The organism is Polaromonas sp. P1_G1, assembly GCF_056405595.1.
Window position 1 is genome coordinate 37,912 of the sequence record NZ_JBFUBU010000032.1, and the last position, 24,669, is coordinate 62,580.

The following is a 24,669-nucleotide window of genomic DNA, read 5'->3' on the forward strand; positions in this document are numbered from 1 at the left end:
GCGCCCGCGGGGTTGACGCGCCGGCCCGTTCAGGCCGCCAGCACCGGCATGTCGACGATTTCGCCGCTGGTTTCGTCAAACCAGGCGATGCGGCTCGGGTAGCCCAGCGCCGCGCGCGACATGCCGCGCCCCAAGCCCACCGCCGTGGAGGCGCGCGCATCGCTTTTGGACACCCGCAGCACGCCGATCCCGGCCTCCGCCTCCCAGCGCGTCTGCTGGCCGGCGGCCGTGCCGGCTTCCGCACCGGTGTTGAGCGTCACGCTGCGCGCCAGGGCGGCCTGGACGCGGCGCGCCAGGTGGATCAGGTCGCCGCTGTGGTGGCAGTTGCGCATCAGCAGCAAAAACCCGTCCTCGCCCAGGCGTCCCATCTCGACATGCGCCGGCACGGTGCGGCGCAGCCGACCCGCGCAGACAAACAGCGCATGGTTGACGGCCGCCAGGCCATAGAGCTTTTCAAGCACGTAAAGGTTGGCGACGGACACCACGATCACGCCCATAGGCACCGGCTGGTCGCGGTAGTGCCTGAACACCGTGTTCAGCATGTTGTTGGTTTCGCTGTTGGAGCGCATGCGGGTGACCGGGTCGTAGCTGGGGCCGTAGGCCAGGGCCTGGTTCAGCTCGATCAGGTAGGAATAGCGAATCCACAGCACGGAGGCCATGGTGGCCAGGTAGGCGGTACCCGCCAGCGCGCTGACGGCATGCGCCTGCCAGGGCACGTGGGCGCGGTCCAGCGCCGCCCAGCTCAGGCCGGCGATGGCAACCAGCATGAACACCACGCCCGCCACCGCCACCCAGGCCAGGCGGTCGCCGCGCAGCGCGCTGCGCAGGCTGAGGACCAGCGCCGCAAAGCCCATCAGCGCGGCCCCGGCCAGGCTGAGCATCAAGGACTGCTGCGGGCTTAGCGCCCAGCCCAGCGCAATCACCCCACCGGCGACGCCCGCCAGCAGCAGCAAGGCGCGCCGTTGGGACGAAGGGCTGCGCAAAATGCCCAGGATCGAAAACAGCAGGTAGGCCAGCAGCACCGACACCAGACTGGCCACATGGGCCAGGAAGCGGTCCAGGGTGGCGGCGTCGGCGATAGGCAGGCCGCCCAGGAAAGCCACCACAAAAAAGGTCGAGGCCAGGGCCGAAGCGGCGGCATTGACGGCGATGCGCCGCAGGGACCGCAGATAGGCAAATACCGAGCCGGCCAGCATCAGGCCGGCCGACCCGAAATAGCAACCCCAGAACCCGATCGCGTATTTATCCATAACTCCCTGACCTTAACCTGCCGGACCCGGTTTCACCAGCCCCAAAAGGGGTACCCCGCTCGCCGGCCGCACCTTCATGCGGCAGGCTGTCTCCCTTACACTCACTGGACTTTTCCGTTTGCCGGGGAAAGCAGCGCCAGGAAGCCGGGTTTCGCCTCCGACCGCCTCGCCCCGGCTGCTCCCGCCCCGCCCTTTAGAACCCGAAAGCGCGCCCATGTCCGCCGTCTTCAATTTCACCTTTGTGCCCTGGTTTCGCTCGGTCGCGCCCTATATCCACACGCACCGCGGCAAAACCTTTGTCGTGGGCCTGGCCGGCGAAGCGATCGCCGCCGGCAAGCTGCAGCACATCGCCCAGGACCTGGCGMTGATCCAGAGCATGGGCGTSAARATCGTGCTGGTGCACGGCTTTCGCCCGCAGGTCAACGAGCAGCTCAAGGCCAAGGGCCATGCGGCCAAATATTCGCACGGCATGCGCATCACCGACGAGGTCGCGCTCGACAGCGCCCAGGAAGCCGCCGGCCAGTTGCGTTATGAAATCGAAGCGGCCTTCAGCCAGGGCCTGCCCAACACCCCCATGGCCGGCTCCACAGTGCGGGTGATTTCGGGCAACTTCATCACCGCGCGGCCGGTCGGCATCCTGGACGGCGTGGACTTCAAGCACTCCGGCCTGGTGCGCAAGGTCGACACCGCCGCCATAGGCCGGGTGCTGGACTTCGGCGCCATGGTGCTGCTCTCGCCTTTCGGTTTCTCGCCCACCGGCGAAGCCTTCAACCTGACCATGGAAGAGGTCGCCACCTCGGTGGCCATCGCCATGCAGGCCGACAAGCTGATCTTCCTGACCGAAATCCCGGGCATACGCATACACCACGACCAGCCCGAGAGCGAAGACAACCCCATAGACACCGAGCTGCCGCTGGCCGCCGCCGAAAAGCTGCTGGCCACCCTGCCCAACGGCGAGCGCCCCACCGACACCGCGTTTTACCTCCAGCACTGCGTCAAGGCCTGCAAGGCCGGCGTGGAGCGCAGCCATATCCTGCCCTTCGCGGTGGACGGCTCGCTGCTGCTGGAAATCTATGTGCACGACGGCATAGGCACCATGGTGATCGACGAGAAGCTCGAGGAGCTGCGCGAAGCCACCGAGGACGACGTGGGCGGCATCCTGCAGTTGATCGAGCCCTTTGAAAACGACGGCACGCTGGTCAAGCGCAGCCGCACCGAGATCGAGCGCGATGCCGCCAACTACAGCATCATCGAACACGACGGCGTCATCTTCGCCTGCGCGGCGCTCTACCCTTACCCGGAAGCCAAGACCGCCGAAATGGCCGCGCTGACGGTCTCGCCGCAAAGCCAGGGCCAGGGCGACGGCGAGAAAATCCTCAAACGCATAGAGCAACGCGCCCGCGCAGCCGGCTTGCAAAGCATCTTTGTGCTCACCACCCGCACCATGCACTGGTTCATCAAGCGCGGTTTTGTGCAGGTGGACCCGGACTGGCTGCCAGAAGGCCGCAAGCGCAAGTACAACTGGGACCGCAAGAGCCAGGTGCTGGTCAAGAAGCTGTCCTAGCCGGAGCGGCGGGTTTTCTTGCTCAGGGGTTTTTCTTTTACCGTTCATCCCACTCTTCACACAGGACATCCGCATGCTCCAACTCCGCCCCAACTGCGAATGCTGCAACCGCGACCTGCCCAACGAGTCGCCCGACGCGCGCATCTGCACTTTCGAATGCACCTTCTGCGCCGATTGCGTCGACACCAAACTCAAGGGCGTCTGCCCCAATTGCGGGGGTGAATTCGCCGTGCGGCCGCGCCGCCCGGCCGGCAAGCTGGCCAAGTACCCACCCTCGACCGAGCGTGTCTACAAGCCCGAAGGCTGTGAGGCCGCAGCATGAACACCACCACCTTGCTGCTGTTTTCCGTCGTCGCGCTGGTGGCCATTGCCACGCCCGGCCCCACGGTCCTGCTGGCGCTGGCCAACGGCTCGCGCTACGGCGTGCGCCGCTCGGTACCCGGCATGCTGGGCGCGGTGCTGTCCGATTTTGTCCTGGTGGGCGCGGTGGCCCTGGGCCTGGGCGCGCTGCTGGCCGCTTCCGAGTTCTGGTTTTCGGTGCTCAAGTGGGCCGGTGCGGCCTACCTGGCCTGGCTGGGGATACGCCTGCTGCGCTCGCGCGGCGGGTTTGAAATCCCCGAAGGCGCTCCCGGCACGCAGCACGGCGGCCGGGCGATTTTCATGAAATCCTTCCTGGTGGCGGTGACCAACCCCAAGGGTTACCTTTTCTGCTCGGCCCTGCTGCCGCAGTTCATCGACCCGGCGGCCGCGCAGGCGCCGCAGTACCTCGCGATTGCACTGGTGTTCGCCGGCATCGATTTTTCCGTGATGTTCGGCTATGCCTTTGTCGGCGCGAAGGCGATTCGCCTGCTCAAGGCCTCGGCCACACGCTGGATAGACCGCGCCTGCGGCGGCGCGCTGCTGGCGCTGGCCGGTTCGCTGGCGTTTTACCGGCGCGCAAACAGCTAGGGCCCGCCTGCGCTGGCGCACGGACTTTTCCGGCCACGCGCTGTACACTGCCGGAGTCTTCCAGAGACTTCACTCTCCCCGGCCAGGATCGTAGATACGCCGCCCAGCGGCGCCACGCAGCACGATCCGTCGTTACTTTTACAGGAACATGGCCCATGTCACCCCTTCCCAGCCTGAGCGCCCTTGATGCGCTCGCCAAAGCCGACGGCATCGAAGTCAAGCGCCAGGAGGCCTTGCTCAAAACCGGCGCGCTACAGACGGCCATCCTGACGAGTGAAAATTTTTCCATCATCGCGACCGATGAAAAAGGCATCATCCAGCTCTTCAACGTCGGCGCCGAGCGCATGCTGGGCTATATGGCGGCCGAGGTCGTCAACAAGATCAATCCCAGCGACATCCACGACCCGCAGGAAGTGATGGCCCGGGCGCAGGCGCTGAGCCTGGAGCTCGCCACCACCATCACGCCGGGCTTTGAAGCGCTGGCTTTCAAGGCCTCGCGCGGCATCGAAGACATCTACGAACTGACCTACATCTGCAAGGACGGCAGCCGCTTCCCGGCCATCGTGTCCATCACCGCCTTGCGCGACGACTTCGGCACCATCATCGGCTACCTGCTGATAGGCACCGACAACTCGGTGCGCAAGCAGGTCGAAGTGGCCTTGAAGGAAGCGATGGCGGTGGCCGAGAAGGCCAACCTGGCCAAGTCGGATTTTCTGTCCAGCATGAGCCACGAGCTGCGCACGCCGCTCAGCGCCATCCTCGGCTTTGCGCAGCTGATCGAATCCGGCACGCCGCAGCCCACACCCTCGCAAAAGCGCAGCGTCGACCAGATCCTGCAGGCCGGCTGGTATTTGCTGGAGCTGATCAACGAAATCCTGGACCTGGCGCTGATCGAGTCCGGCAAGCTGTCGCTGTCGCTGGAACCTGTGTCGCTGGCTGAAGTCATGCTCGAATGCGAAACCCTGGTTGAATCGCAGGCCGGCAAGCGCGGCATCCGCGTGACCTTCCCGACATTTCCCATGCCCTGCTTCGTCAAGGCTGACCGCACGCGGCTCAAGCAGGTGCTGGTCAACCTGCTGTCCAACGCGATCAAGTACAACACCAGCGACGGGGCGGTGACGCTCAAGTGCGTGGACATCTCGCTCCAGCGCATCCGCATCTGCGTGGAAGACACCGGCGAAGGCCTGGATTCGGCCAAGATCGCCCAGCTCTTCCAGCCCTTCAACCGCCTGGGCCAGGAGGCCAATGCCGAACAAGGCACCGGCATCGGCCTGGTCATGACCAAGCGGCTGATCGAATTGATGGGCGGCGCCATCGGCGTGGAGAGCACCGTCGGCCAGGGCAGCGTGTTCTGGATCGAGATGGACATCACCGAAGAGCGCGAGCTGCATCCGGACCAGGCTCCCCTGCCGATTGCCCTGCAAAGCCAGGTGCCGGCAGCGCCCTACGCCCACACCCTGTTGTATGTGGAAGACAACCCGGCCAACCTGATGCTGGTGGAAGACCTCATCGCGCGCCGCTCCGACATACGGCTGCTGTCCGCCCGCGACGGCATCAGCGGCATCGCGATGGCCAAGGTCGAGCAGCCCGACGTCATCCTGATGGACATCAACCTGCCAGGCATCAGCGGCATCAAGGCCGTGCAGGTTCTGCGCGCGGACCCGCTGACGGCGCATATTCCGGTGGTGGCGCTCAGCGCCAACGCCATGCCGCGCGACATTGAAAAAGGCATGGAGGCCGGGTTCTTCCACTACCTGACCAAACCCATCAAGATCCAGGCGTTCATGGAGACATTGGACCTGGCGCTGAAGTTTTCCAAAACGCGGCCCAGGCCGGCCCCCCTTCCGGAGAAAACCGCATGAACGCTGAATTCGACATCCTGAACGGCAGCATCCTGATCGTGGACGACCAGCCCGTCAATGTGCAGTTGCTTGAGCAGTTGCTGGCGGGCGCCGGCTACACCCAGGTCAGCTCCACCATCAACCCGCTCGAAGTGGCCGCGCTGCACGCGGAGCATCGCTACGACCTGATCCTGCTGGACCTGAAAATGCCCGGCATGGACGGCTTCCAGGTGATGGAGGCGCTGAAGGAAGACCGGCAGGACAAATACCTCTCTGTCATCGTACTGACCGCGGAGCCGGCCCACAAGCTACGCGCCTTGCAGGCCGGTGCCAAGGATTTCATCAGCAAGCCGTTTGACCTGGTCGAAGTCAAGACGCGCATCCACAACGCGCTGGAAGTGCGCCTGCTGTATAAAAAACTGGAGAACTACAGCAAGCTGCTGGAGCAAGCCATGCAGCAGAGCGCGGCGGAAGCCGACGAAGCGCGAAAGCGCTGAGCACCTCGCGGCTGGCGGCCTTATGCGCGCCACGACATTCCTACAGAAGAATGGGAAGGTTCTGACAGGCAGGCCAGATCCGCCTTTTTAGCCTGGAAGCCTGCCTGGAGCATCCGTATGACAGACCTCCCACTGCCCTACCGTGACCGCGTCCATGCCGGGCATCTGCTGGCCGCCGCCCTGGCCCCTTATCGCGGACACCCCAACCTGCTGGTACTGGCCCTGCCGCGCGGCGGTGTGGCCGTGGGGCGCGAGGTGGCCCGCGAACTCGGTGCGCCGCTGGACATCTTCGTGGTGCGCAAACTCGGTTATCCGGGGCATGAGGAATACGCCATCGGGGCCATCGCCAGCGGCGGCGTGCGGGTGATGAACCCGCTGCCGGGCGCGGCGCCCCAGCCGCAGGCCATGGCAGCCTTGGTTGCCCGGGAGGAAGCGGAACTGGTGCGGCGTGAGCAGCTGTACCGCCGGCAGCGGCCCGCTATCTCCATCATGGGCCGTACCGTCATCGTGGTGGACGACGGGCTGGCCACCGGCGCCACCATGCAGGCGGCCGTGCTGGCGATCCGGCAGCAGCACCCGCACGCCCTGGTGGCGGCCGTGCCGGTCGGCTCCGTGCAGGGATGCCGCAGCCTGGAGGAGCAGGCCACGGACGTCGTCTGCCCGGCCCGCCCCGAAGATTTCGGCGCCGTGAGCCAGTGGTACCGGCACTTCCCCCAAGCCACGGATGAGGAAGTGCACAAGTTGCTGGACGATGCGCGCCGGGAGCACGCGCTGCACGCCGCCTCCTGAGCAAGCAGTTCCGAACCGTATTTCAATGAAAAGTCACGGCTGGAGGTCCCCAGCCACCCCGCAACGCGTGCGGCTGCTGGACCGGCTCGCCGGCCTTTTACCGGCGCGCCAATTCACGATGCATGAAGATGCATTTACTGCTTGAGTTTTTCAAGCAGGAAGTCGATGAACAAGCGAACCCGCAAGGGCACATGCCGGCCGTGCGGGTACAGCAATGAAAACGGCCTGGATCGCCCCGAAAAAGGCTGCAACACCTCTTGCAGGCGCCCCTGGCGCAGATCTTCTTCCACGATAAATCGGTAAGTCTGCAGCAGGCCCGCGCCATGCCGGGCCAGCGTCACGCCGCCCAGCAAGTCTTCCGAGCAGCAATACCCCCCGCTGGTAGCCACATCCAGTTCCTTGCCTGCATGGCTGAACAGCCACGGAACTTTCTGCCCGCTGCTGGGCAGCAAAAACTGGATGCAATTGTGCTGCTGCAAAGCCTCCAGCGAAACCGGTGTTCCCGCCTGCTGCAGATAGGAGGGTGTGGCCACCACCACCAGAGCGGCATCTTCAAGCTTGCGCGCGACAAGGCCGGAGTCGGGCTGTGCACGCCCGCGTATGGCCAGGTCGTAGCCCTCGTCGGCAAAGTTGACATTGCGGTTGCTCAGGTTGACCTCGACCTGCACCGCTGGATAAAGAGCGCGAAAGACCGGCAGCAGCGGCAGCACGCGGTAATGCCCATACGGCGTCGGCAGGCTGATGCGCAGCACACCGGCGGGCACCTGTTGCTGGCCGGTGGCTTCGCGTTCGGCCTCTACCAGTTGCCCCAGGGCCTGCCGCGCTTGCTCAAAATAAGCGCGGCCGGCCTCGGTCAGCCGTATCTGCCGCGTCGTGCGCGTGAAGAGCCGCACACCCAGCCTTTCCTCCAGACGCGACACCGAGCGGCTCACGGCAGGAGGTGTCAGCCCGGCACTATTTGCCGCCGCTGTGAAGCTGCCGAGCTCTGCGGCAAGACAAAAAAGCTCAATGCTTCCGAGCTGAAGATCATCAAATTGACGGCTCATGGTTTTGATTTTCTGTGGATTCTCTATTACGCCATGTAACTTATGAAGTTAATCAACCTCCATTTATCTCGCCAAACATCATCAATAGCATGAGGCCTTCCCAACTAACTTGCTCAAGAAACCCCATGAAATTGTTTTTTTCTCCTGGCGCCTGCTCACTTGCACCCCACATTGTTCTGAAAGAAACCCGGCAGGCGTTCAAGCTTGAAAAAGTTGACACAGGCACCCACACCACCGCAGGCGGGGCCGATTACTACGCCATCAATCCCAAGGGCGCGGTGCCCGTGCTGGAACTTGAAAACGGCGAGCGCCTGACCGAAGGCCCCGTGATTGCGCAATACCTTGCCGACAAGGCAGGCCGCGCCGACCTGCTCCCGGCCGCCGGCAGCATGGACCGCTACCGTGTGATGGAGTGGCAGAACTACATCACCTCGGAGCTGCACAAAACTTTCACGCCACTGTTCAACCCGGACCTGGACAACAGCGCCAAGAAAACCCTGGCCGGGGTTCTGCGCAAAAAATACGAATGGGTCAACACCCAGCTGCAGTCCAAAGACTATTTGCTCGGCCAGTCCTTCACCGTGGCAGATGCCTATCTGTTTGCGGTGACCGGCTGGGCCAAGTACGTATCACTGGACCTGGCGGACCTGAAGCACCTGCAGGACTTCCTGGCACGCGTAGCCGGCCGGCCCGCGGTGCGCGAGGCCTTGAAGGCCGAAGGGCTGCTGGCATGAGCCGCTGGAAAACCACGGCCCTGACCCAGAGGCTGGGCTTGACGGCGCCGATTGTGCAAGGCCCCTTCGGAGGCGGCCTCTCGTCGGTGGAACTGACCGCGGCAGTCTGCGAAAGCGGTGGGCTGGGCTCGTTTGGGGTGCATCACCTGACAGGCGCGCAAATCAAGCAGACGGCCCAGGCCATACGCTTGAAAACAAAACGGCCTTTCGCATTGAACCTGTGGGTGCCGCATGAGAACAGCGAGGAGCCGCCGCTTACAGCCCCTCAATTCGAGCAGCACCTGGCGCTGCTTGCGCCCTACTTCCAGGAACTCGGTGAACCCCTGCCGACCCGGCCAGGGCGTTTCAGCCCGCGCTATGAGGACCAGGTGGCAGGCCTGCTGGCAGCCCGGCCCGCGGTTTTCAGTTTTGTCTTCGGCATTCCGTCGCCGGAGATCCTGCGCCAATGCAAGGCGCTGGATATCGTGACGCTGGGCGCCGCCACAACGCCTGAAGAGGCGATAGCGCTGGACAGCGCAGGCGTCGACATGGTGGTGGCCACCGGCTTTGAGGCCGGCGGGCACCGTGTGTCTTTTCTGCGCCCGGCCGACAACTCGCTCACGGGCACACTGGCGCTGATCCCCCAGGTGGTCGACGCGATCAAGGCCCCGGTCATCGCCGCAGGTGGCATTGCCGACGGGCGGGGTATTGCAGCAGCCCTGGCGCTGGGCGCACAAGGCGTGCAGATAGGCACGGCTTTCCTGGCGTGCGTCGAGTCATCTGCCAGCGATCTTCATCGCCAAAAGCTGTTCAGCCCTGATGCCCGGTACACCGCTCTCACCCGCGCTTTCAGCGGGCGCCTGGCACGCGGTATTGAAAACCGCTTGATGACCGAGTTGAAGGCGCACGAAGGCGAAATTGCGCCCTACCCGGTTCAAAACTGGCTGACAAGCCAGATGAAACCAGCTGCCATTGCCCAGGGCAGAACAGACCTGATGTCGCTCTGGTCCGGTCAGGCCGCCCCCCTGCTCAGGCACCGGGACGCCAACTCGCTGATGCAGGCACTGGAACAACAAACCGACGAAGCGCTGGTGAGGGCGTTTCATCACACGGACTGAAGCACAGCGAGGTGCAGACATTTGCAGAGGCACATTCAAGAGAAACAAGTTCAGGTTCTTAATGAAAATCGCGGCTGGACGTGCCTAGCCGCCCCAGCAGCGGCGTGAGGTCTTCCAGCCGGTGCGCCACCAGGTTGCGCACCGCGCCATAACCTTTGGCGGTGCCGCTTTCCTCGCTGCGCTGCCACACCCCGTAGACCGCCAGCAGGCGCGAATGCAGCAGCTCGGCGCGCTGGGCTTCGCGCAGGGACTTCCAGACGATCACGTTGACCGGGCCGGTTTCGTCTTCCAGCGTGACGAAGATGGTTCCCTTGGCGGTTTGCGGCTGCTGGCGCACGGTGACGATACCGCAGCCGGCCACCTCTTCGCCGTCGGGCAGGGCATTGAGTTCACTCGCGCTCAGCAGGCCCTTGCGCGCCAGCCTCTCGCGCAGCAGCGCGACCGGGTGGCGCCGCAGCGTGAGGCCGGTGGCCTGGTAGTCGAACAGGATGTTCTCGCCCTCGGGCGTGTCGGGCAGCGCCAGCGGCGTCTCATGCGTGGGCACGGACTTGAGCAGGCGCGGCGCCGGCTTGATGGCCGAAGCATCCCACACCTGCTGGCGCCTGTGGCCCGACAGGCGCAGCAAGGCATCGGCGGCGGCCAGCGCGTTGATTTCGAGCGTGCCCAGCCCGGCGCGCGACACCAGGTCTTCGGTCGAACTGAAAGGCGCTTGCGCCCGCGCCGCCACCAGGCGAGTCACGGCGTCTTCGCGCAGGCCGGACACCAGGCGCAGGCCCAGGCGCACCGCCGGCTGGACACCTTCGGGCAACACACCGCCCGGCTCCAGCGTGCAGTCCCAGTGGCTGTGCATCACGTCGATGGGGCGCACTTCCACTTGATGGCGAATGGCATCCTGCACCAGCTGGGACGGTGTGTAAAACCCCATGGGCTGCGAATTGACCATGGCCGCCAGGAAACAGGCCGGCTCGTGGCACTTGAACCAGCAGCTCACGTAGACCAGCTTGGCGAAGCTGGCGGCATGGCTTTCGGGAAAGCCGTAGTCACCGAAGCCCAGGATCTGGCTGAAGATGCGTTCGGCGAATTCAGCGCTGTAGCCGTTCTTGACCATGGCCTGCACCAGCCGGCCGTGAAAACGCTCCACCCCGCCCTTGCGCTTCCAGGCCGCCATGGAGCGGCGCAGGTCGTCGGCCTCGCCCGGCGTGAAGTCGGCCGCGATCATCGCGATCTGCATGACCTGCTCCTGGAAAATCGGGATGCCCAGCGTGCGCTCCAGGGCCGGGTTGAGCGCCGGGTACTCGGGAACGATTGTTTCGCCCCGCCTGAGGGCTTCGCGGTTCTTCAGGTAGGGATGGACCATGCCGCCCTGGATGGGGCCGGGCCGCACGATGGCGACCTCGACGACCAAGTCGTAGTAGCTACGCGGTTGCAGCCGCGGCAGCATGGACATCTGCGCGCGGCTCTCGATCTGGAATACGCCCACCGTGTCGGCCTCGCAGATCATGTCGTAGGTTTTCTCGTCCGGCTGGACCTCGTGCATCTGCAACTGGCTGCCGCGCGCCTGGTTCACCAGCGCCAGGCAGCGCCGTATGGCCGACAGCATGCCCAGCGCCAGCACGTCGACCTTGAGCAAGCCCATGGCCTCCAGGTCGTCCTTGTCCCACTGGATGATGCGGCGGTCCACCATCGAGGCCGGCTGCACCGGCACCAGCCGCGTGAGCTTGCCCTGCGTGAGCACAAAACCGCCCACATGCTGGCTCAGGTGGCGCGGAAAGCCGATCAACTGCGCCGACAGGTCCAGCCACTGCAGCACCGGCCCTTCCCTGCCCGCCAGGCCGGCCTGGCGGATTTTTTCCTCCAGCACCTCACTGCCGTCAAACCAGAAATGCTCTTTGGCGAACTGGTCTATCAGCTCGGGCTCCATCGCCAGCGCCTTGCCGACGTCGCGGATCGCGCTGCGCGGGCGGTAGCTGATGATGGTGGCGGCGATGGCGGCGCGGTCGTGGCCGTATTTGCCGTAGATGTACTGGATGACCTCTTCGCGCCGCTCGTGCTCGAAGTCCACGTCGATGTCGGGCGGCTCGCGGCGTTCGCGGCTGATGAAACGCTCGAACAGCAGCTTGCTTTCCGCCGGGTTGATGGCCGTGACGCCCAGGCAGAAGCACACCGCCGAATTGGCCGCCGAGCCGCGGCCCTGGCACAGGATTCCCTCTTGCCTTGCAAAGCGCACGATGTCATGCACGGTGATGAAGAACATCTCGTATTCCAGCTCTTCGATCAGCGCCAGTTCGAAGCCCAGCTGCCGGCGGATCTTGTGGGGGATGCCGCGCGGATAGCGTGTGTGGGCCCCTTGCCAGGTCAGCCGCCTGAGCCAGCGCGCCGGCGTCTCGGCCGGCGGCACCATGTCGTCCCGGGGGTAGCGGTACAGGTCGCGGATCTCGTCGAGGTTGAACCGGCAGCGCGCCGCCACCTCCAGCGTGGCGCGCAGCAGCGCGGCCGGATAGATGCCGGCCAGGCGCATGCGCGGGCGCAAATGYGCCTCGGCATTGGCCTGCAGCGCAAAGCCGCATTCATGCACCGGCCGGCCCAGCTTGATGGCCGTCATCACGTCGTGCAGCGGTTTGCGCGAACGCTTGTGCATCAGCACGTTGCCGGCCGCCACCAGGCGGATGCCGGTGTGTGCGGCTACCTCCTGCAGTTGCTGCAGGCGCAGCGCGTCGTCCAGGCCCTGCTGCAGTTCGACGGCCAGCCAGGCGCCCTGGCCGAACAGCCCGAGCGCCCAGGCCGCGTGCGCACCCAGCGCATCCACCTCGATGGCATCGGGTAAGGGCGACAGCAGGATTTCACAATCGGTCAAGCGCGAAAAATCGGTTTCGCCGAGCACGACGCGGTAGCTGCCTTTCTCGATTTCGTCGCCGGCGCGGCGCGCCTCCGTGATGAACTCGCAGAGGTTGCCCCAGCCCGCCGCATCGCGCGGCAGCACCACCAGCCTGAAGGCATAAGCCGCCTGCACCAGGAATTCCGCCCCCGGCAGCAGCTTGAGCCCGTAAGCCCGGGCCGCCTCATGCGCCTTCACGACACCGGCGACCGAACATTCGTCGGTGACGGCCAGCGCCTGGTAGCCCAGTTCGGAGGCCCGCTCGGCCAATTCCTCGGCATGCGAGGCGCCGCGCTGGAAGCTGAAGTTGCTCAGCGCATGCAGCTCGGCGTAATCGGGCAGTGCGTGGACGGACATGCGTGCGGCCTCAGGCAAAAAAACCGTGCAGGTACCAGGCGCGCTGCCGCGCGGCTTCGGACGTGGCGCCCAGGCGCTCGCTGTACACCCAGAGCATGCCGCCCTGCTCGCTGCGGTAGATGAAGTAGTCGCGCAGCGCCCACGGCTTTGCAGATAAACCGGCGCCGCGCGCGGCCTCGCTGTCGGCCAGCAGCCATTCGGCGGCTTCCAGCCGCTGCGGCCCGGCCAAGCGGCGCAGCCGGCCCTGGTAGACCGGGTTATTGCCGGCGGTGGCCAGCTTGATGGGCTCCGGCAGCAGCCAGGCCGGGTACAGGGCTTCGGTTTTGGTCTCGGGGGGCGGGCCCGCCTTGGAGCGCTTGCGGCCAGGGCGGGCAGGATTCAGCTGTGCGCTGATCGATGAAATCACGCCCCGGGCCGGCACCCAGCGCTGCATCAGTTCGGGCCGGTGGTCCGCGCAAGGCTGCCAGGCCTGCACCCGCGCATCGCCCAGGCGGGCGCTCAGGCGCTCGACCAGTTCCACCGCGCTGTCGCCCTGCTTGCGTGCCTCTATCAGCAGGCTGCCGGTGGCGGCGGCCGAGTCGGCCAGCAATTCGGTAGCCAGCGATTGCAGCGTCAGGCTGTGCACCGGCGCCGGCAGTTTTTGCTGCGCCAGGTGTTCGGAGATAAGGCGCGCCACATGGCGCAGGTCTTGCGCGGGCTGGGCCGTGCGGATTTCCAGCTCGCCGGTGGGCGGCACGTCGCGGCGCTTGTCCAGGTGCCAGGTGATTTTGAGGGCGCAAATCCCGCTCTGGCGGCCCAGCAGCCAGGCGTGCAACTGCACCAGCAGCCGCTCCACACCGGCCATCAGCGCGGGGGCGTGGGTGACCAGTGCGTTGAGCTCGAGCTTTTCCTCGAAGTGCCCGGGCAGCAGCAGCCATTCGTAGTCGTCAGGCGCGCTGCCGCGGGCGCGGTCCAGCGCCTGCAACAGCTCGGCACCGAAGCGCCGGGCCACGCCGTCGCGCGGCAGGCGCAGCAGGTCGTCCCAGGTCCGGCAGCCTATGCGCTCAAGCACACCCAGGTGCGGGCGGGCGGCCGTCAAGGTGTGCATGGGCAACTCGGCCACGCGATTTTTCACGGCGGCCCCGCCCTCCTCCTGCAAGCGCAAACGGCCCAGCGCGATCAGCGAGGTCGCGCCCTGCGCGCGTTGCACCTCGGCCTGCAGCCCGTTCTCATCAAAGAAGACGGCCAGGCGCTGCGCCAGCAGCTGCATCAGCCGCGCCAGACCGCCGAAGAGGCGCAGGCTGCCCGTCACGTCCATCAGCACCGCCTCGTCGACCAGCGCCACGCGCGGCGTCAGGCCCAGCGCCAGACTGGCCACCGCCCGCTGCACAGCGGCGGCGTCCAGCGCCGGCCGGCCCTCGGCACCCGCCTCAGTGGTGGTCGAGATGTGCAATGCGATCCAGCAGCGCATGGATGGGGCTCCGGGATGAACTGAGGGGAAGCGACACCAGCGAAGGCAGCAGCAGGGGCGCCGGAATACCGACCTCTTCGCGCTGGCGCCGCACCCTTTCGCGGGCGGCCCCCCCCCCCGCAAAAACAAACAACAGCTTGTTGTGCGCATGCGCGGCAATCTGCAGGCGGCGCAAATGGGCGCTGCGCGCATCCGGCAACCAAGCCAGCACGCAGTGCACGTCGGCGCATTGCAGGGCTTCGCGCGTGGCCCAGAGCAGTGAGGGCGCATCGCCGGGCTTGCCCTGGATGCTGAGCAGGCGCCGCATGTCCAGAGAGCGCGCGCCCAGCGCCGGACCGAAAGGCAGCCAGGGCGCGCCCACCAGCACCGTCAGTTCGCGGGACCGGGCCTGCAGGGCCGCCAGCGCCGGCGCCACCAGGCCCCATTCATGCACGCCCGCCTGGGGCTGCAGCAACTCGATCAAGGCCCCCTGCGGCCAGCCGCCCCCGGGCAGCACCTGGTCAAGCCCTGCATAGCCGGTGTCGACGGTATGCAGGCTCGCACTGCCCAACTCGCCAGCGCGCCAGACCTGGGACAGGCTGCCCAGATCCGGCGAAGCACGGTCTGCGGAAATCGGGGAAAGCATGGGGCAGGCTCAAATCAGGTAAAACCAATAACTGTATTTATATACAGTATAGGAGGTGATTGGCCCCTGTGCCAAGCAAAACCCCACATCCGCCGGGATAAGCCCACGCTGCCCCCTCCTGATTCCCCGGAAGAAGCCGCGTAATCCCCCGTAATGGCTTGTCCAGGGTCGCGGCAGTAAATTTGTTTTCCCCGGTTTGTCGGCTCACTCAGGGGGTTCAGGAGCGCTGCTGAATCAGACGCCACCGGCGGGGTATGTCGACCTCTCGACCGCAAACGCCCGGCCTCACCAAAATACAAGGACGAACCATGGAAGCCCGTGCATATTTCGATGCAAATTTTTGGGAAAAAGTGAAGAACTTCGCCCTGCGCGCCGGGCGCAACGTCATTGAGAAGGCCCTGTGGCTCTATTACGCCGCGCAGCGGCCGGATACGCCGGCATGGGCCAGGACAGTGATCTACAGCGCACTGGTCTACTTCATCTCACCGGTCGATGCCATTCCCGACATCACGCCGGTTGTCGGCTACGTCGATGACCTGGGCGTACTGGCCGCCGCGTTCGGGATGGTGGGCCTGCACATCGATGACACGGTCCGGGAAGAAACCCAAAAGAAGCTGGCCGAGTGGTTCGGGTAAGCGCCAGATATCCCCTCTTTCGTGAACGTCTGGCTAGCGCCGGCGGACCACAAACGTATGTCCGGAACCGGCGAGCGCCGAACACCCGCCAGACCTACTCTTGGAATACCGGTACTTGCTACCTCACATTCCAGGAAATTTTTGATGAACAGATTGCACAACAAACGCGCGCTGGTGACAGGCGGAACCTCGGGCATAGGCCTTGAGACGGCCAGGCAGTTTCTGGCCGAAGGCGCCCGCGTCATGGTGACCGGTTCCAGCGACGAATCATTGGCTGAGGCACGCCGGCAGCTCGGTGGCGACGCCCTCTTCTCCAAAACCGACGCGGGCGATCTTCAGGCACAGGTCAAGCTGGCCCAGGAGGTGCGCGACGCGTTCGGGCAGCTCGACGTGGCCTTCATCAACGCGGGCATCGGCATTTTCATGCCGCTTGAAGCCTGGGACGAGGCGGCGTTTGACCGCTCCATGGCCGTCAACTTCAAAGGGCCCTTCTTTTTGCTGCAGGCCTTGCTGGGCACTTTTGCGAACCCGGCCTCCGTCATCCTCAACGGCTCGGTGAATGCGCACCTGGGCATGCCGGCCTCCAGCGTCTACTCGGCGACCAAGGCCGGCTTGGTCTCGCTGGCCAAAACGCTGTCCGGCGAACTGGTCGCCAGGGGCATACGGCTCAACACCGTCAGCCCGGGCACCGTGACGACACCGATCTACGGCAAGCTGGGCCTGCCGGCCGACGCGCTGCAGCAGATGAAGGACGGCTTGACGGCCGTGATCCCGCTGCACCGCTTCGGCTCACCGGTGGAGATCGCCAAGGCCGTGGTGTTCCTGGCCTCCGATGAATCGACCTATGCCGTCGGCAGCGAGTTCATCCTGGACGGCGGGCTGACCATCGCCTGACTCAGCCATCTCGCGGCCTCTCAAGGCGCGCAACGCACGCCGCAAATCACCTGCAAATGCCACCGTAATGCCCTGTAATGGCTTTCACCATGCCGCAACCGTACATTGGCGCCTCCTTTGACTGCTGGCAGTTGGAGGCTTTTTTGACAACCCTTGAAGGAGGACATATGACCAACGTAACCGTGAACATTACGGGCGGCTCGGACAAGGAAAACGTGACGGCGGCCACATTGGCCGACAAGCGGTGGGGGCAAAACGGCACGGCGCAGTTTGGCCAGGCCCAGCAAGTCAACGCCGGCGGCACCACCCTGACGATCTACAAGACGACGGCCCCCAGGGAGCTATCAATCGCCGTGGAAGTACCCGCCCACGGCGACTTCACTTTGAACGTGCTGGTCAACCAGAACGACATGACCGTTTCCCAGAGCGGGGTGTAATCCCCCGTAATGGTTTTTCCGATACCGCGACCGTAAATTGGCCACACCCTCCTGGGCAACATGAGGGCAACTTTTTACCAACACCTAAGGAAAAAATATGGCCGGCATACGCGTATACATTGTGGGTGGAACAGACCAGGAAAATGCCACGGCGGTGACCGTGGGGCCGCGGCGATGGGGGCAAAACGGCCTGGCCTACGGCACCGTCCAGCAGGTCCCGGCGGGATTCCAGCCCCTGACTGTTTTCAAGACGACCCAACCGCCGAGCATCTCCATCACACTGGAGGTGCGCCCCGACTACCCCGGCGACCACACGCTCAATGTGACGGTGAACCTCAACACCATCAGCGTGGCCGAAGTCTGAACAAGGCGCCCGGGCCCGCAGGGGCCTGGGCGCCCTGCGCATGCGCTGGTTTCAGCAAGCGGCAGGGCTCAGCGCTTGCGCGCCAGGCGGGCCACCAGCAACAGCCCTACAAGAGCAATCACCACAAAGCAGACAAAGGACCAGTTGGCGATCGAGCCGCCCAGAAAGGTCCAGTCGATCTTGGTGCAGTCGCCGCTGCCCTTGAAGATCATGGGAATGGCGCGCTTGAGCGGGAAGGTCTCGATCATTCCGTAAAAATCGCGGCCGCAAGAGGCGATCTCCGGCGGGTACCACTGCAGAAAGCTCTGGCGCGCCGCGACAAATGCGCCGAAACCGGCCAACAGCACCATCAGGCCCGAACCGGCTACCAGGAAGCCGCGGCTTTTGGCGATGGCGGTCACGCCCGCCACCACCGCCACCAGCACCAGCGCGTAACGCTGCACGATGCACATGGGGCAAGGCTCCAGCCCGACGACGTGCTGCAGGTAAAGGCCAAAAGCCAGCATGGCCACACAGGCCGCGGCGACCAGCGCCAGCAGGCGGCGCGGCATGGCGTCGAAATAGGTCAAAAACATCAGGAGATCCCTCTTTTTTTCTGGGTGGATTATGAATGGTCCAGGGGTTCGGGCGTTCGGTGGGCGATAAGTTCCCTTGCAGCATCCATGCGGGGCAAAATCTTCGCCGCCTCTTCAGCATCATTTGCCAGCACTTGTCCTACAGCAGGGGCGCCCCGGCGGGCGTAGATTTTCAGGACCGCAAACTCCCGGAGATCCATCATGATGGTGCAAAACGCCCTTGCCAGCGTCGCCGTCCGCAACCTGGCCACGTCCCTGCCCTGGTACGAAAAACTGCTGGACGCCAAAGCCAGCCGCCCCATGCCCGAAGTCGGCGAATGGCAGTTCCAGCGCGGCGGCGGCCTGCAGGTCTATGAACTGCCCGAGCGCGCCGGCGAAGGCTCGCTGACCCTGGCTGTCAACGACCTGGAACCGGAAATCGAACACCTGGAAAAACTGGGCATAGACACCAGCCAGAAAAGCTCCAGCGACAAGGTCCGCACGGTGATGATCACCGACCCCGACGGCAACCACATCGCGATCGCCGAGGCCCTGATGCCCGGCGTGATCCGCTGAACGCAGCAGCCAAGCCAGACAAAACCCGAAGGACCCATGATGGAAATACACCGCGGACGACTCATAGACCATGTCCACCTGCGCGCCCACGACCTGCCGGCCAGCAAGCGCTTTTACCGCGCCGTACTCAAGTCACTGAACAAGGAAAGCGCCATCCAGGAAGCCGATGACCATTTCTCGGCCGACGAACTATGGATGGACAAGGCCGACGGCCCCACCTCGCATGTTCACCTGGCCTTCCGGGCCAAGGACCATGCGGAGGTCAAAGCCTTTTACGAAGCGGCGCTTGCCGCGGGTGGCACCGACAACGGCGCGCCGGGCGAACGCAAATACCACCCAGGCTACTATGCGGCCTTTGTGCTGGATCCGGACGGCAACAACATCGAGGCGGTTTACCATGGGCCCTTCGTCGCTTCGGCCGAATCCGTGGTCATCAAGCCGGCCGAACAGCCATAGGAACAGCAATAGGAAACGAACCCGCCATGTGCCGCAACATCAAGACCTTGTTCAACTTTGAACCGCCGGCCACGGAGCTGGAAATCCGTGACGCTTCGCTGCAGTTTGTCCGCAAGCTCAGCGGGTTCAACGTCCCGTCCAAGGCCAATGAGGCCGCGTTTGAACGCGCGGTGGAAGAAGTTGCGGCCTCGGCGCGGGTTCTGATCCGCTCGCTGGTCACCAACGCCGAGCCGCGTAACCGGGAAGTGGAAGCCGAACGGGCGCGCGCCAGGTCGGCACTGAGGTTTGGCACGAGCCAGTAGCCGGGCGCCCCCAAGTCGACCTCGCCTGACCGAAAGCGTTTGACGACATCAAAAGGCTGAGCTTGGCTTGCATCAGCCACGGCGCGCACTACCCTGGTTGAAATCCCCGCCAGGCGCACCAAAGCAGCCCAGCCCTTGCAGCGTTTCCTCCACCGCAATATCTAGCGGCGTGTGCGGCTCCGCACCGAGCGCCGCCACCAGGGAGGCGTTGTCCATGCGGACCGGCGTGTTCCAGAGGTAGCGCATCCGACGCAGCTCGCGCAGGGTCTCAACAAAGGGCGCTGCCAGCGTCACCGCCCACCAGGGAAAGGATTTTATGGACGGCTGAGGGCCACCGCGCCGTGCGACGACACGGCAGATCGCCTCAACCAGTTGGCGGCCATCGGCGTCCCACTGGCCGTTCATATGGAACGTTGCAAATGCAGGCAGAACGTCACGCCGTGCCAGCAAGGCGACCATGGTACGCGCCACATCCGGCAAATAGGCCCATTGGTGACCGACACCAGGCTTGCCAGGGAGCTTCACACTGCGCACCGGTGCGCCGGGCCGAACCAGGCCTTGCGAGAACCAGCTGTTGCCGGCACCCGGCCCGAAAAAATCCCCCGCGCGCAAGATGATCACCCGGCAGCAGCCCTGGCCACTGCCGCTGGTCGCGTCCTTGAGCCGCTGCTCAAGCTGCACGCGAATCGCACCTTTGGCAGTTTGCGGGTGCTGCGGTGAATCCTCCCGGAGGCTGGGAAATGCGTCCGGCCCGTAGTTGTAGACCGTGCCAGGCAGCACGACGGTTGCGCCCTGCGCCCGGGCGGCCGCAATCGTGTTGTCCAGCATGGGCAGCACCAGCTCGCCCCAGCGACGATAGCCGGGCGGATTGACCGCGTGGACTATCACGCCGCAGCCTTGTGCCGCAGCCATGACATCACCGGGATTCATCGCATCGCCACGCAGCCAGGTGATGCCGCCGCGTTGCTCGCCCGGCCGCGGCTCGCCACGGCGAAGCGCGCGAACCTGCCAGCCTGCCGCCTGCAGTTGCCGTGCGACTTCACCGCCGATGCCACCGGTTGCGCCCAGCACCAGTGCTGTGCTTGATTTGTCTTGTTTGCTGCTCATGCCATTCCCCAAAAAAGTTGCTATGGGGAAATTCTGGGTCCCGGGGCATCAAAATGGAATTGACTAAAGCCGGGTATCAGCTATACATTTTTGTATGGAAGAAGATGCTGGCTGGGAGCTTTACCGTTCATTTTTAGGGGTGCTGCGCGAGGGTTCGCTCTCAGGTGCGGCACGGTCTTTGGGGGTGGCGCAGCCTACGGTCGGGCGCCATGTCGCCTCACTCGAAAAGTCGCTCGGCCTGGCGCTGTTCACGCGCTCACAAACCGGTTTTGCGCCGACCGAAGCCGCGCTCGGACTGCAGCCCTTCGCCGAGGAAATGGCCAGCGCCGCAGCCGCCTTGCGCCGCGCCGCCGAGAGCCAGGGTGACGGTGTGCGCGGCACGGTGCGGGTCACGGCGAGCGAAGTCATCGGTGTTGAAGTGCTTCCGCCCATCGTTGCGCAACTGCAGCGCGCGCACCCGGACTTGACTATTGAACTGGTGCTGACCAACCGCGTGCAGGACCTGCTGCAACGCGAAGCCGACATTGCCGTGCGAATGACCCAGCCCAAGCAGGACCTGTTGATCGCTCGCCGCGTGGGCGAAGTGGAGCTGGGTCTCTACGCACGCCGCGATTACCTGGCCGCGCGCGGCACGCCGCAGTCATCAACGGACCTGGCCCAGCATGCGCTGATTGGGTTTGACGAAGAGACACCCTTCCTGCGTTCGGCGCGCAAAGCCTTTCCCTCATGGAAACGGACGGCGTTTGCCACACGTACCGACAGCGACCTCGCGCAACTGGCACTGATACGTGCCGGCGCCGGCATTGGCGTGTGCCAGTCAGCGCTGGCGGCGCGTGACCCCGCCCTGGTGCGGGTTCTGCCTGGCGAGTTGTCCTTCAAGCTCGAAACCTGGCTGACCATGCACGAAGACCTGCGCCACAGCCCGCGTTGCCGTGTAAGCTTCGACGCATTGGTCGAAGGTTTGCAGCAGCATATTGGTTGAAGTCGGGCAAGATTCGATCTGCATCACCAGCTGCCTGCACGCACCCGCAATTACCCCTCGACAAACACCCTCGCCTTGCGCGGCGTCACCACCAGCATGTCGCCTTCGCGCAAGCCCATGTCCTTGAACTGCTGCGAGGGCATCTGGGCTTCGATGATGGCGTCGCCCGGGACATTGCCTTTTTGTTCGTAGCCTTCGGCGGGGATCAGCTCCAGCCGCGCGATGGGGCCGATGACGATGGCGCGCTCCAGGTGGGCGACGATGCCTTCGGCGCCGGGCGCATAACGCTGCACCTCCAGGTCGTGCGGGCGCACATAGGCAAAGGCCTTGGCGTCCTGCGCGCCGGCATGCTCGGGGGAGTTGAGGCGCAGGCCTTCGAGCTGCACCTCACCCTCATGGGCGCGGCCGTGGAACAGGTTGACGTCGCCCAGGAAGCCGTAGACAAAGGGGCTGGCCGGATGGTCCCATACCTCCTGCGGCGAGCCTATCTGCTCGACCTTGCCGGCATTCATCAACACCACGCGRTCGGCCACCTCCAGSGCTTCYTCCTGGTCGTGSGTCACAAAAATGCTGGTGACGTGCAGGTCGTCGTGCAGGCGGCGCAACCAGCGGCGCAACTCTTTGCGCACCTTGGCGTCCAGCGCGCCGAAGGGTTCGTCGAGCAGCAGAACCTTGGGCTCCACCGCCAGCGCGCGCGCCAGGGCGATGCGCTGGCGCTGGCCGCCCGACAGCTGCGAGGGAAAGCGGTCGGCAAGCCAGTCAAGCTGCACCAGGTTCAGCAGCGAATGCACTTTTTCCTTGATCTGCGCCTCGCTGGGCCTGAGGCTGCGCGGCTTGACGCGCAGGCCGAAAGCCACGTTCTCGAACACAGTCATGTGGCGAAACAGCGCATAGTGCTGGAACACAAAACCGACCTGGCGCTCGCGCACATGCACGTCGGTGGTGTCTTCCCCACTGAACAGGATGCTGCCGCGGTCGGCGTTCTCCAGCCCGGCGATGATGCGCAGCAAGGTGGTCTTGCCGCAGCCCGAGGGGCCCAGCAAGGCGACCAGCTCGCCTGATTGAATGTCCAGGCTCACGTCGCCGAGCGCCTGGAAGTCGCCAAAATGTTTGCTGACGTTGCGGATTTCGATGCTCATGGTGTGTTCCTTTAGCGGGCGGCGGCGCCTGCGATGGCCTGCGGGCGTTCAGGCGGCAAATCCGCCGCGGCTTTCATCTCGGCCTCGTGGCGCCATTCGGCCACCGACTTGATGGCCAGCGTGACCAGCGCCAGGATGGCCAGCAGCGAGGCCACAGCGAAGGCAGCCACCGACTGGTATTCGTTGTAGAGGATTTCGACGTGCAGCGGCAACGTGTTGGTCTGCCCGCGGATGTGGCCCGAGACCACCGACACCGCACCGAACTCGCCCATGGCCCGCGCATTGCACAGGATCACGCCGTAGATCAGGCCCCACTTGATGTTGGGCAGCGTGACGTGCCAGAAAGTCTGCCAGCCGGTCGCGCCCAGCACGATGGCAGCCTGCTCTTCGTCGTTGCCCTGCGCCTGCATCAGCGGGATCAGTTCGCGCGCGATGAAAGGAAAGGTCACGAACACGGTGGCCAGCACAATGCCGGGCACGGCAAAGATGATCTTGATGTCGTGCGCCAGCAGCCAGGGGCCGAACCAGCCCTGCGCGCCGAAGATCAGCACATAGATCAGGCCGGCCACCACGGGCGAGACCGAAAACGGCAGGTCCACCAGCGTCGTCAAGACCGATTTGCCGCGGAACTCGTACTTGGCGATCGCCCAGGCCGCAGCCACACCGAAAACCAGGTTCAGCGGCACGGCGATCACGGCGGCAATCAGGGTCAGCTTGATGGCCGACCAGGCGTCGGGTTCGCGCAGCGCGGCAAGGTAGGCGCCAAAGCCCTTGCGCAAGGCCTCGGTGAACACAGCCGCCAGCGGCAATACCAGGAACAGCAGCACAAAGAGCAGTGCTACCGTGACCAGCGTGTAGCGCACCCAGGGAGCTTCGGTGGTGCCGGCGCGGACACGGCGATTGATAGGAGATGCTGCACTCATGCAGGGGCTCCCGCATTGCGCCGCTGCCAGGCCTGAAGCCCGTTGATGACCAGCAGCAGCACAAAGGACACCAGCAGCATCACCACGGCTACGGCGGTGGCGCCGGCATAGTCGTACTGCTCCAGCTTGCCGATGATGATGAGCGGCGTGATTTCAGAGATCATGGGCATGTTGCCGGCGATGAAGATGACCGAGCCGTATTCGCCGATCGCGCGCGCAAACGCCATGGCAAAACCGGTCAGCAAGGCCGGCGTGATGTGCGGCAGGATGACCTTGGTGAAGATCTGCAGGCGCGTGGCGCCCAGCGAGGTCGCGGCTTCTTCAAGCTCTTTCTCGGCATCTTCGAGCACCGGCTGCACCGTGCGCACCACAAACGGCAGGCCGATGAAGATCAGCGCGATCACCACGCCTGCCGGCGTGAAGGCCAGCTTGATGCCCATGGGCTCCAGGTACTGGCCTATCCAGCCGTTGCCGGCCAGCAAGGCCGTCAGCGAAATGCCGGCCACGGCCGTGGGCAGCGCGAACGGCAGGTCGACCAGCGCATCGACAATTTTTTTTCCCGGAAACTTGTAGCGCACCAGCACCCAGGCCAATAGCAAGCCGAAGACGAGGTTGACCAGCGCCGCGATCAGCGAGGCTCCGAAGGTGAGCCGGTAAGACGCCAGCACGCGCGGCGAGGTCACGGCGGTGACGAACTGCTCCCAGCTCAGCGTGAAGGTCTTGAAGAACAGCGCCGAGATCGGGATCAGCACGATCAGGCTCAGGTACAGCACCGTGTAGCCCAGCGTCAGCCGGAAACCGGGCAGCACACGCCTGGCGGCTCTTTTGCTGCCCGCAGGAACACCCGGCACCACCGCGGAAGGCGGCGCCACAGAAGATAAGGCGGTCATGGCGCGGGCTTATTTGACGGTGTACAGCTTGTCGAACTGCCCGCCGTCGTTGAAGTGCACTTTTTGCGCTTCACCGAGGCTGCCGAACACCTCCTGCACCGTGAAGAGCTGCAGCGGCTTGAAGGTGCTGGCGTATTTTTTCAGCACGGCCTGCGAACGCGGGCGCAGCGCGTGGCGCGCGGCGATTTCCTGGCCTTCTTCCGAATAAAGGTAGCTCAGGTAGGCCTTGGCGAGTTCGGCCGTGCCTTTCTTGGCCACGGTGCGCTCGACCACCGCCACCGGGTTTTCCGCCACGATGCTGATGGACGGGTAAATCGCGTCCACCTTGCCTTCGCCG

The 24,669-nt window shown here is 64.8% G+C and carries 26 protein-coding genes and 1 pseudogene; 16 read left to right on the forward strand and 11 right to left on the reverse strand.

Annotation, left to right across the window (positions count from 1 at the left end):
• Positions 1-29: 29 nt before the first annotated feature.
• Complete coding sequence (locus AC1D1Y_RS16920; protein ID WP_477683331.1) at positions 30-1,250, reverse strand: sensor domain-containing diguanylate cyclase; 1,221 nt, start codon at positions 1,248-1,250, stop codon at positions 30-32.
• Positions 1,251-1,464: 214 nt separating this feature from the next.
• On the opposite strand from AC1D1Y_RS16920, the gene argA reads away from it, so the two are divergent.
• The 6 genes from argA to AC1D1Y_RS16950 all read left to right on the forward strand — a co-directional run bounded on the left by argA (position 1,465) and on the right by AC1D1Y_RS16950 (position 6,889).
• On the forward strand, positions 1,465-2,814 hold the full coding sequence (gene argA / locus AC1D1Y_RS16925; protein WP_477683332.1) for an amino-acid N-acetyltransferase: 1,350 nt from the start codon (positions 1,465-1,467) through the stop codon (positions 2,812-2,814).
• A gap of 73 nt (positions 2,815-2,887) precedes the next feature.
• On the forward strand, positions 2,888-3,136 hold the full coding sequence (locus AC1D1Y_RS16930; RefSeq protein WP_477651713.1) for a DUF1272 domain-containing protein: 249 nt from the start codon (positions 2,888-2,890) through the stop codon (positions 3,134-3,136).
• A complete protein-coding gene (locus AC1D1Y_RS16935) occupies positions 3,133-3,762 on the forward strand; it encodes a LysE family translocator (RefSeq protein ID WP_477683333.1) in 630 nt (209 codons plus the stop codon). Before AC1D1Y_RS16930 ends, AC1D1Y_RS16935 begins: the two co-directional genes overlap by 4 nt.
• Before the next feature lie 155 nt (positions 3,763-3,917).
• The gene (locus tag AC1D1Y_RS16940; RefSeq protein WP_477683334.1) at positions 3,918-5,624 is read left to right on the forward strand and encodes a PAS domain-containing hybrid sensor histidine kinase/response regulator; all 1,707 of its coding nucleotides are present in this window, start codon (positions 3,918-3,920) and stop codon (positions 5,622-5,624) included.
• On the forward strand, positions 5,621-6,100 hold the full coding sequence (locus tag AC1D1Y_RS16945; RefSeq protein ID WP_477683335.1) for a response regulator: 480 nt from the start codon (positions 5,621-5,623) through the stop codon (positions 6,098-6,100). The genes AC1D1Y_RS16940 and AC1D1Y_RS16945 overlap by 4 nt, the downstream gene beginning before the upstream one ends.
• Positions 6,101-6,217: 117 nt before the next feature.
• Positions 6,218-6,889 carry a phosphoribosyltransferase gene (locus tag AC1D1Y_RS16950; protein WP_477683336.1) on the forward strand — a complete coding sequence of 224 codons (672 nt, stop codon included), beginning with the start codon at positions 6,218-6,220 and terminating at the stop codon, positions 6,887-6,889.
• Positions 6,890-7,023: 134 nt separating this feature from the next.
• On the opposite strand, the gene AC1D1Y_RS16955 is transcribed toward AC1D1Y_RS16950, so the two are convergent.
• Complete coding sequence (locus AC1D1Y_RS16955) at positions 7,024-7,935, reverse strand: LysR family transcriptional regulator (protein WP_477683337.1); 912 nt, start codon at positions 7,933-7,935, stop codon at positions 7,024-7,026.
• Between the two features lie 125 nt (positions 7,936-8,060).
• On the opposite strand from AC1D1Y_RS16955, the gene gstA reads away from it, so the two are divergent.
• Both gstA and AC1D1Y_RS16965 read left to right on the forward strand, forming a co-directional pair.
• Positions 8,061-8,669 carry a glutathione transferase GstA gene (gene gstA, locus AC1D1Y_RS16960; protein WP_477683338.1) on the forward strand — a complete coding sequence of 203 codons (609 nt, stop codon included), beginning with the start codon at positions 8,061-8,063 and terminating at the stop codon, positions 8,667-8,669.
• Complete coding sequence (locus AC1D1Y_RS16965; protein WP_477683339.1) at positions 8,666-9,766, forward strand: NAD(P)H-dependent flavin oxidoreductase; 1,101 nt, start codon at positions 8,666-8,668, stop codon at positions 9,764-9,766. The genes gstA and AC1D1Y_RS16965 overlap by 4 nt, the downstream gene beginning before the upstream one ends.
• A 58-nt stretch (positions 9,767-9,824) precedes the next feature.
• Here the strand turns inward: AC1D1Y_RS16965 and AC1D1Y_RS16970 are convergent, their stop codons facing one another.
• Genes AC1D1Y_RS16970 through imuA form a run of 3 tightly spaced genes read right to left on the reverse strand, consistent with a single transcriptional unit; the run spans position 9,825 to position 15,073 of the window.
• Complete coding sequence (locus AC1D1Y_RS16970) at positions 9,825-12,998, reverse strand: error-prone DNA polymerase (RefSeq protein ID WP_477683340.1); 3,174 nt, start codon at positions 12,996-12,998, stop codon at positions 9,825-9,827.
• Positions 12,999-13,008: 10 nt separating this feature from the next.
• Entirely contained in the window at positions 13,009-14,448 is a 1,440-nt protein-coding gene (locus AC1D1Y_RS16975) for a Y-family DNA polymerase (RefSeq protein ID WP_477683341.1), read from the reverse strand.
• Entirely contained in the window at positions 14,408-15,073 is a 666-nt protein-coding gene (imuA, locus tag AC1D1Y_RS16980; RefSeq protein WP_477683342.1) for a translesion DNA synthesis-associated protein ImuA, read from the reverse strand. Before imuA ends, AC1D1Y_RS16975 begins: the two co-directional genes overlap by 41 nt.
• A gap of 308 nt (positions 15,074-15,381) precedes the next feature.
• Between imuA and AC1D1Y_RS16985 the strand changes: the two genes are divergently transcribed.
• From AC1D1Y_RS16985 to AC1D1Y_RS17000, 4 genes are all read left to right on the forward strand, one after another.
• Complete coding sequence (locus AC1D1Y_RS16985) at positions 15,382-15,708, forward strand: YkvA family protein (RefSeq protein WP_436154796.1); 327 nt, start codon at positions 15,382-15,384, stop codon at positions 15,706-15,708.
• A 144-nt stretch (positions 15,709-15,852) separates the two neighbouring features.
• Positions 15,853-16,602 carry an SDR family oxidoreductase gene (locus AC1D1Y_RS16990; RefSeq protein ID WP_477683343.1) on the forward strand — a complete coding sequence of 250 codons (750 nt, stop codon included), beginning with the start codon at positions 15,853-15,855 and terminating at the stop codon, positions 16,600-16,602.
• Positions 16,603-16,769: 167 nt separating this feature from the next.
• The gene (locus AC1D1Y_RS16995) at positions 16,770-17,039 is read left to right on the forward strand and encodes a hypothetical protein (RefSeq protein WP_477683344.1); all 270 of its coding nucleotides are present in this window, start codon (positions 16,770-16,772) and stop codon (positions 17,037-17,039) included.
• A 97-nt stretch (positions 17,040-17,136) separates the two neighbouring features.
• Positions 17,137-17,403, forward strand: coding sequence for a hypothetical protein (locus AC1D1Y_RS17000; RefSeq protein WP_477683345.1), 267 nt, complete (start codon positions 17,137-17,139; stop codon positions 17,401-17,403).
• A gap of 68 nt (positions 17,404-17,471) precedes the next feature.
• Here AC1D1Y_RS17000 and AC1D1Y_RS17005 read toward each other — a convergent pair whose 3' ends face one another.
• A complete protein-coding gene (locus AC1D1Y_RS17005; protein WP_477683346.1) occupies positions 17,472-17,978 on the reverse strand; it encodes a disulfide bond formation protein B in 507 nt (168 codons plus the stop codon).
• A gap of 201 nt (positions 17,979-18,179) precedes the next feature.
• Here AC1D1Y_RS17005 and AC1D1Y_RS17010 point away from each other — a divergent pair, with 201 nt between their 5' ends.
• Genes AC1D1Y_RS17010 through AC1D1Y_RS17020 form a run of 3 tightly spaced genes read left to right on the forward strand, consistent with a single transcriptional unit; the run spans position 18,180 to position 19,291 of the window.
• Positions 18,180-18,533: a VOC family protein gene (locus AC1D1Y_RS17010; protein ID WP_477651702.1), complete on the forward strand. Its 354-nt coding sequence runs from the start codon at positions 18,180-18,182 to the stop codon at positions 18,531-18,533.
• Between the two features lie 39 nt (positions 18,534-18,572).
• Positions 18,573-18,989: a VOC family protein gene (locus AC1D1Y_RS17015; RefSeq protein WP_477683347.1), complete on the forward strand. Its 417-nt coding sequence runs from the start codon at positions 18,573-18,575 to the stop codon at positions 18,987-18,989.
• Between the two features lie 26 nt (positions 18,990-19,015).
• On the forward strand, positions 19,016-19,291 hold the full coding sequence (locus AC1D1Y_RS17020; RefSeq protein WP_477683348.1) for a DUF2277 domain-containing protein: 276 nt from the start codon (positions 19,016-19,018) through the stop codon (positions 19,289-19,291).
• Between the two features lie 72 nt (positions 19,292-19,363).
• Here AC1D1Y_RS17020 and AC1D1Y_RS17025 read toward each other — a convergent pair whose 3' ends face one another.
• Positions 19,364-20,398 carry an SDR family oxidoreductase gene (locus AC1D1Y_RS17025; RefSeq protein WP_477683349.1) on the reverse strand — a complete coding sequence of 345 codons (1,035 nt, stop codon included), beginning with the start codon at positions 20,396-20,398 and terminating at the stop codon, positions 19,364-19,366.
• Positions 20,399-20,492: 94 nt separating this feature from the next.
• Between AC1D1Y_RS17025 and AC1D1Y_RS17030 the strand changes: the two genes are divergently transcribed.
• Positions 20,493-21,380 carry a LysR family transcriptional regulator gene (locus AC1D1Y_RS17030; protein ID WP_477683350.1) on the forward strand — a complete coding sequence of 296 codons (888 nt, stop codon included), beginning with the start codon at positions 20,493-20,495 and terminating at the stop codon, positions 21,378-21,380.
• A gap of 50 nt (positions 21,381-21,430) precedes the next feature.
• On the opposite strand, the gene AC1D1Y_RS17035 is transcribed toward AC1D1Y_RS17030, so the two are convergent.
• The 4 genes and pseudogenes from AC1D1Y_RS17035 to AC1D1Y_RS17050 form a co-directional block, all read right to left on the reverse strand.
• A complete protein-coding gene (locus tag AC1D1Y_RS17035; RefSeq protein WP_477683351.1) occupies positions 21,431-22,519 on the reverse strand; it encodes a sulfate/molybdate ABC transporter ATP-binding protein in 1,089 nt (362 codons plus the stop codon).
• Positions 22,520-22,530: 11 nt separating this feature from the next.
• Positions 22,531-23,442, reverse strand: coding sequence for a sulfate ABC transporter permease subunit CysW (gene cysW / locus AC1D1Y_RS17040; protein WP_477683352.1), 912 nt, complete (start codon positions 23,440-23,442; stop codon positions 22,531-22,533).
• Positions 23,439-24,332, reverse strand: a complete 894-nt coding sequence (gene cysT, locus AC1D1Y_RS17045) for a sulfate ABC transporter permease subunit CysT (RefSeq protein ID WP_477683353.1) — start codon at positions 24,330-24,332, stop codon at positions 23,439-23,441. Before cysT ends, cysW begins: the two co-directional genes overlap by 4 nt.
• A gap of 9 nt (positions 24,333-24,341) precedes the next feature.
• Positions 24,342-24,669: pseudogene (locus AC1D1Y_RS17050) on the reverse strand (sulfate ABC transporter substrate-binding protein); the annotation flags it as partial.

Coding starts and splice junctions, on each gene's coding strand:
- AC1D1Y_RS16920 (WP_477683331.1), bottom strand. CDS start 1,250: ATGGATAAATACGCGATCGGGTTCTGGGGTTGCTATTTCGGGTCGGCC.
- AC1D1Y_RS16930 (WP_477651713.1), top strand. CDS start 2,888: ATGCTCCAACTCCGCCCCAACTGCGAATGCTGCAACCGCGACCTGCCC.
- AC1D1Y_RS16935 (WP_477683333.1), top strand. CDS start 3,133: ATGAACACCACCACCTTGCTGCTGTTTTCCGTCGTCGCGCTGGTGGCC.
- AC1D1Y_RS16940 (WP_477683334.1), top strand. CDS start 3,918: ATGTCACCCCTTCCCAGCCTGAGCGCCCTTGATGCGCTCGCCAAAGCC.
- AC1D1Y_RS16945 (WP_477683335.1), top strand. CDS start 5,621: ATGAACGCTGAATTCGACATCCTGAACGGCAGCATCCTGATCGTGGAC.
- AC1D1Y_RS16950 (WP_477683336.1), top strand. CDS start 6,218: ATGACAGACCTCCCACTGCCCTACCGTGACCGCGTCCATGCCGGGCAT.
- AC1D1Y_RS16955 (WP_477683337.1), bottom strand. CDS start 7,935: ATGAGCCGTCAATTTGATGATCTTCAGCTCGGAAGCATTGAGCTTTTT.
- gstA (WP_477683338.1), top strand. CDS start 8,061: ATGAAATTGTTTTTTTCTCCTGGCGCCTGCTCACTTGCACCCCACATT.
- AC1D1Y_RS16965 (WP_477683339.1), top strand. CDS start 8,666: ATGAGCCGCTGGAAAACCACGGCCCTGACCCAGAGGCTGGGCTTGACG.
- AC1D1Y_RS16975 (WP_477683341.1), bottom strand. CDS start 14,448: ATGCGCTGCTGGATCGCATTGCACATCTCGACCACCACTGAGGCGGGT.
- imuA (WP_477683342.1), bottom strand. CDS start 15,073: ATGCTTTCCCCGATTTCCGCAGACCGTGCTTCGCCGGATCTGGGCAGC.
- AC1D1Y_RS16985 (WP_436154796.1), top strand. CDS start 15,382: ATGGAAGCCCGTGCATATTTCGATGCAAATTTTTGGGAAAAAGTGAAG.
- AC1D1Y_RS16990 (WP_477683343.1), top strand. CDS start 15,853: ATGAACAGATTGCACAACAAACGCGCGCTGGTGACAGGCGGAACCTCG.
- AC1D1Y_RS16995 (WP_477683344.1), top strand. CDS start 16,770: ATGACCAACGTAACCGTGAACATTACGGGCGGCTCGGACAAGGAAAAC.
- AC1D1Y_RS17000 (WP_477683345.1), top strand. CDS start 17,137: ATGGCCGGCATACGCGTATACATTGTGGGTGGAACAGACCAGGAAAAT.
- AC1D1Y_RS17005 (WP_477683346.1), bottom strand. CDS start 17,978: ATGTTTTTGACCTATTTCGACGCCATGCCGCGCCGCCTGCTGGCGCTG.
- AC1D1Y_RS17010 (WP_477651702.1), top strand. CDS start 18,180: ATGATGGTGCAAAACGCCCTTGCCAGCGTCGCCGTCCGCAACCTGGCC.
- AC1D1Y_RS17015 (WP_477683347.1), top strand. CDS start 18,573: ATGGAAATACACCGCGGACGACTCATAGACCATGTCCACCTGCGCGCC.
- AC1D1Y_RS17020 (WP_477683348.1), top strand. CDS start 19,016: ATGTGCCGCAACATCAAGACCTTGTTCAACTTTGAACCGCCGGCCACG.
- AC1D1Y_RS17025 (WP_477683349.1), bottom strand. CDS start 20,398: ATGAGCAGCAAACAAGACAAATCAAGCACAGCACTGGTGCTGGGCGCA.
- AC1D1Y_RS17030 (WP_477683350.1), top strand. CDS start 20,493: ATGGAAGAAGATGCTGGCTGGGAGCTTTACCGTTCATTTTTAGGGGTG.
- cysW (WP_477683352.1), bottom strand. CDS start 23,442: ATGAGTGCAGCATCTCCTATCAATCGCCGTGTCCGCGCCGGCACCACC.
- cysT (WP_477683353.1), bottom strand. CDS start 24,332: ATGACCGCCTTATCTTCTGTGGCGCCGCCTTCCGCGGTGGTGCCGGGT.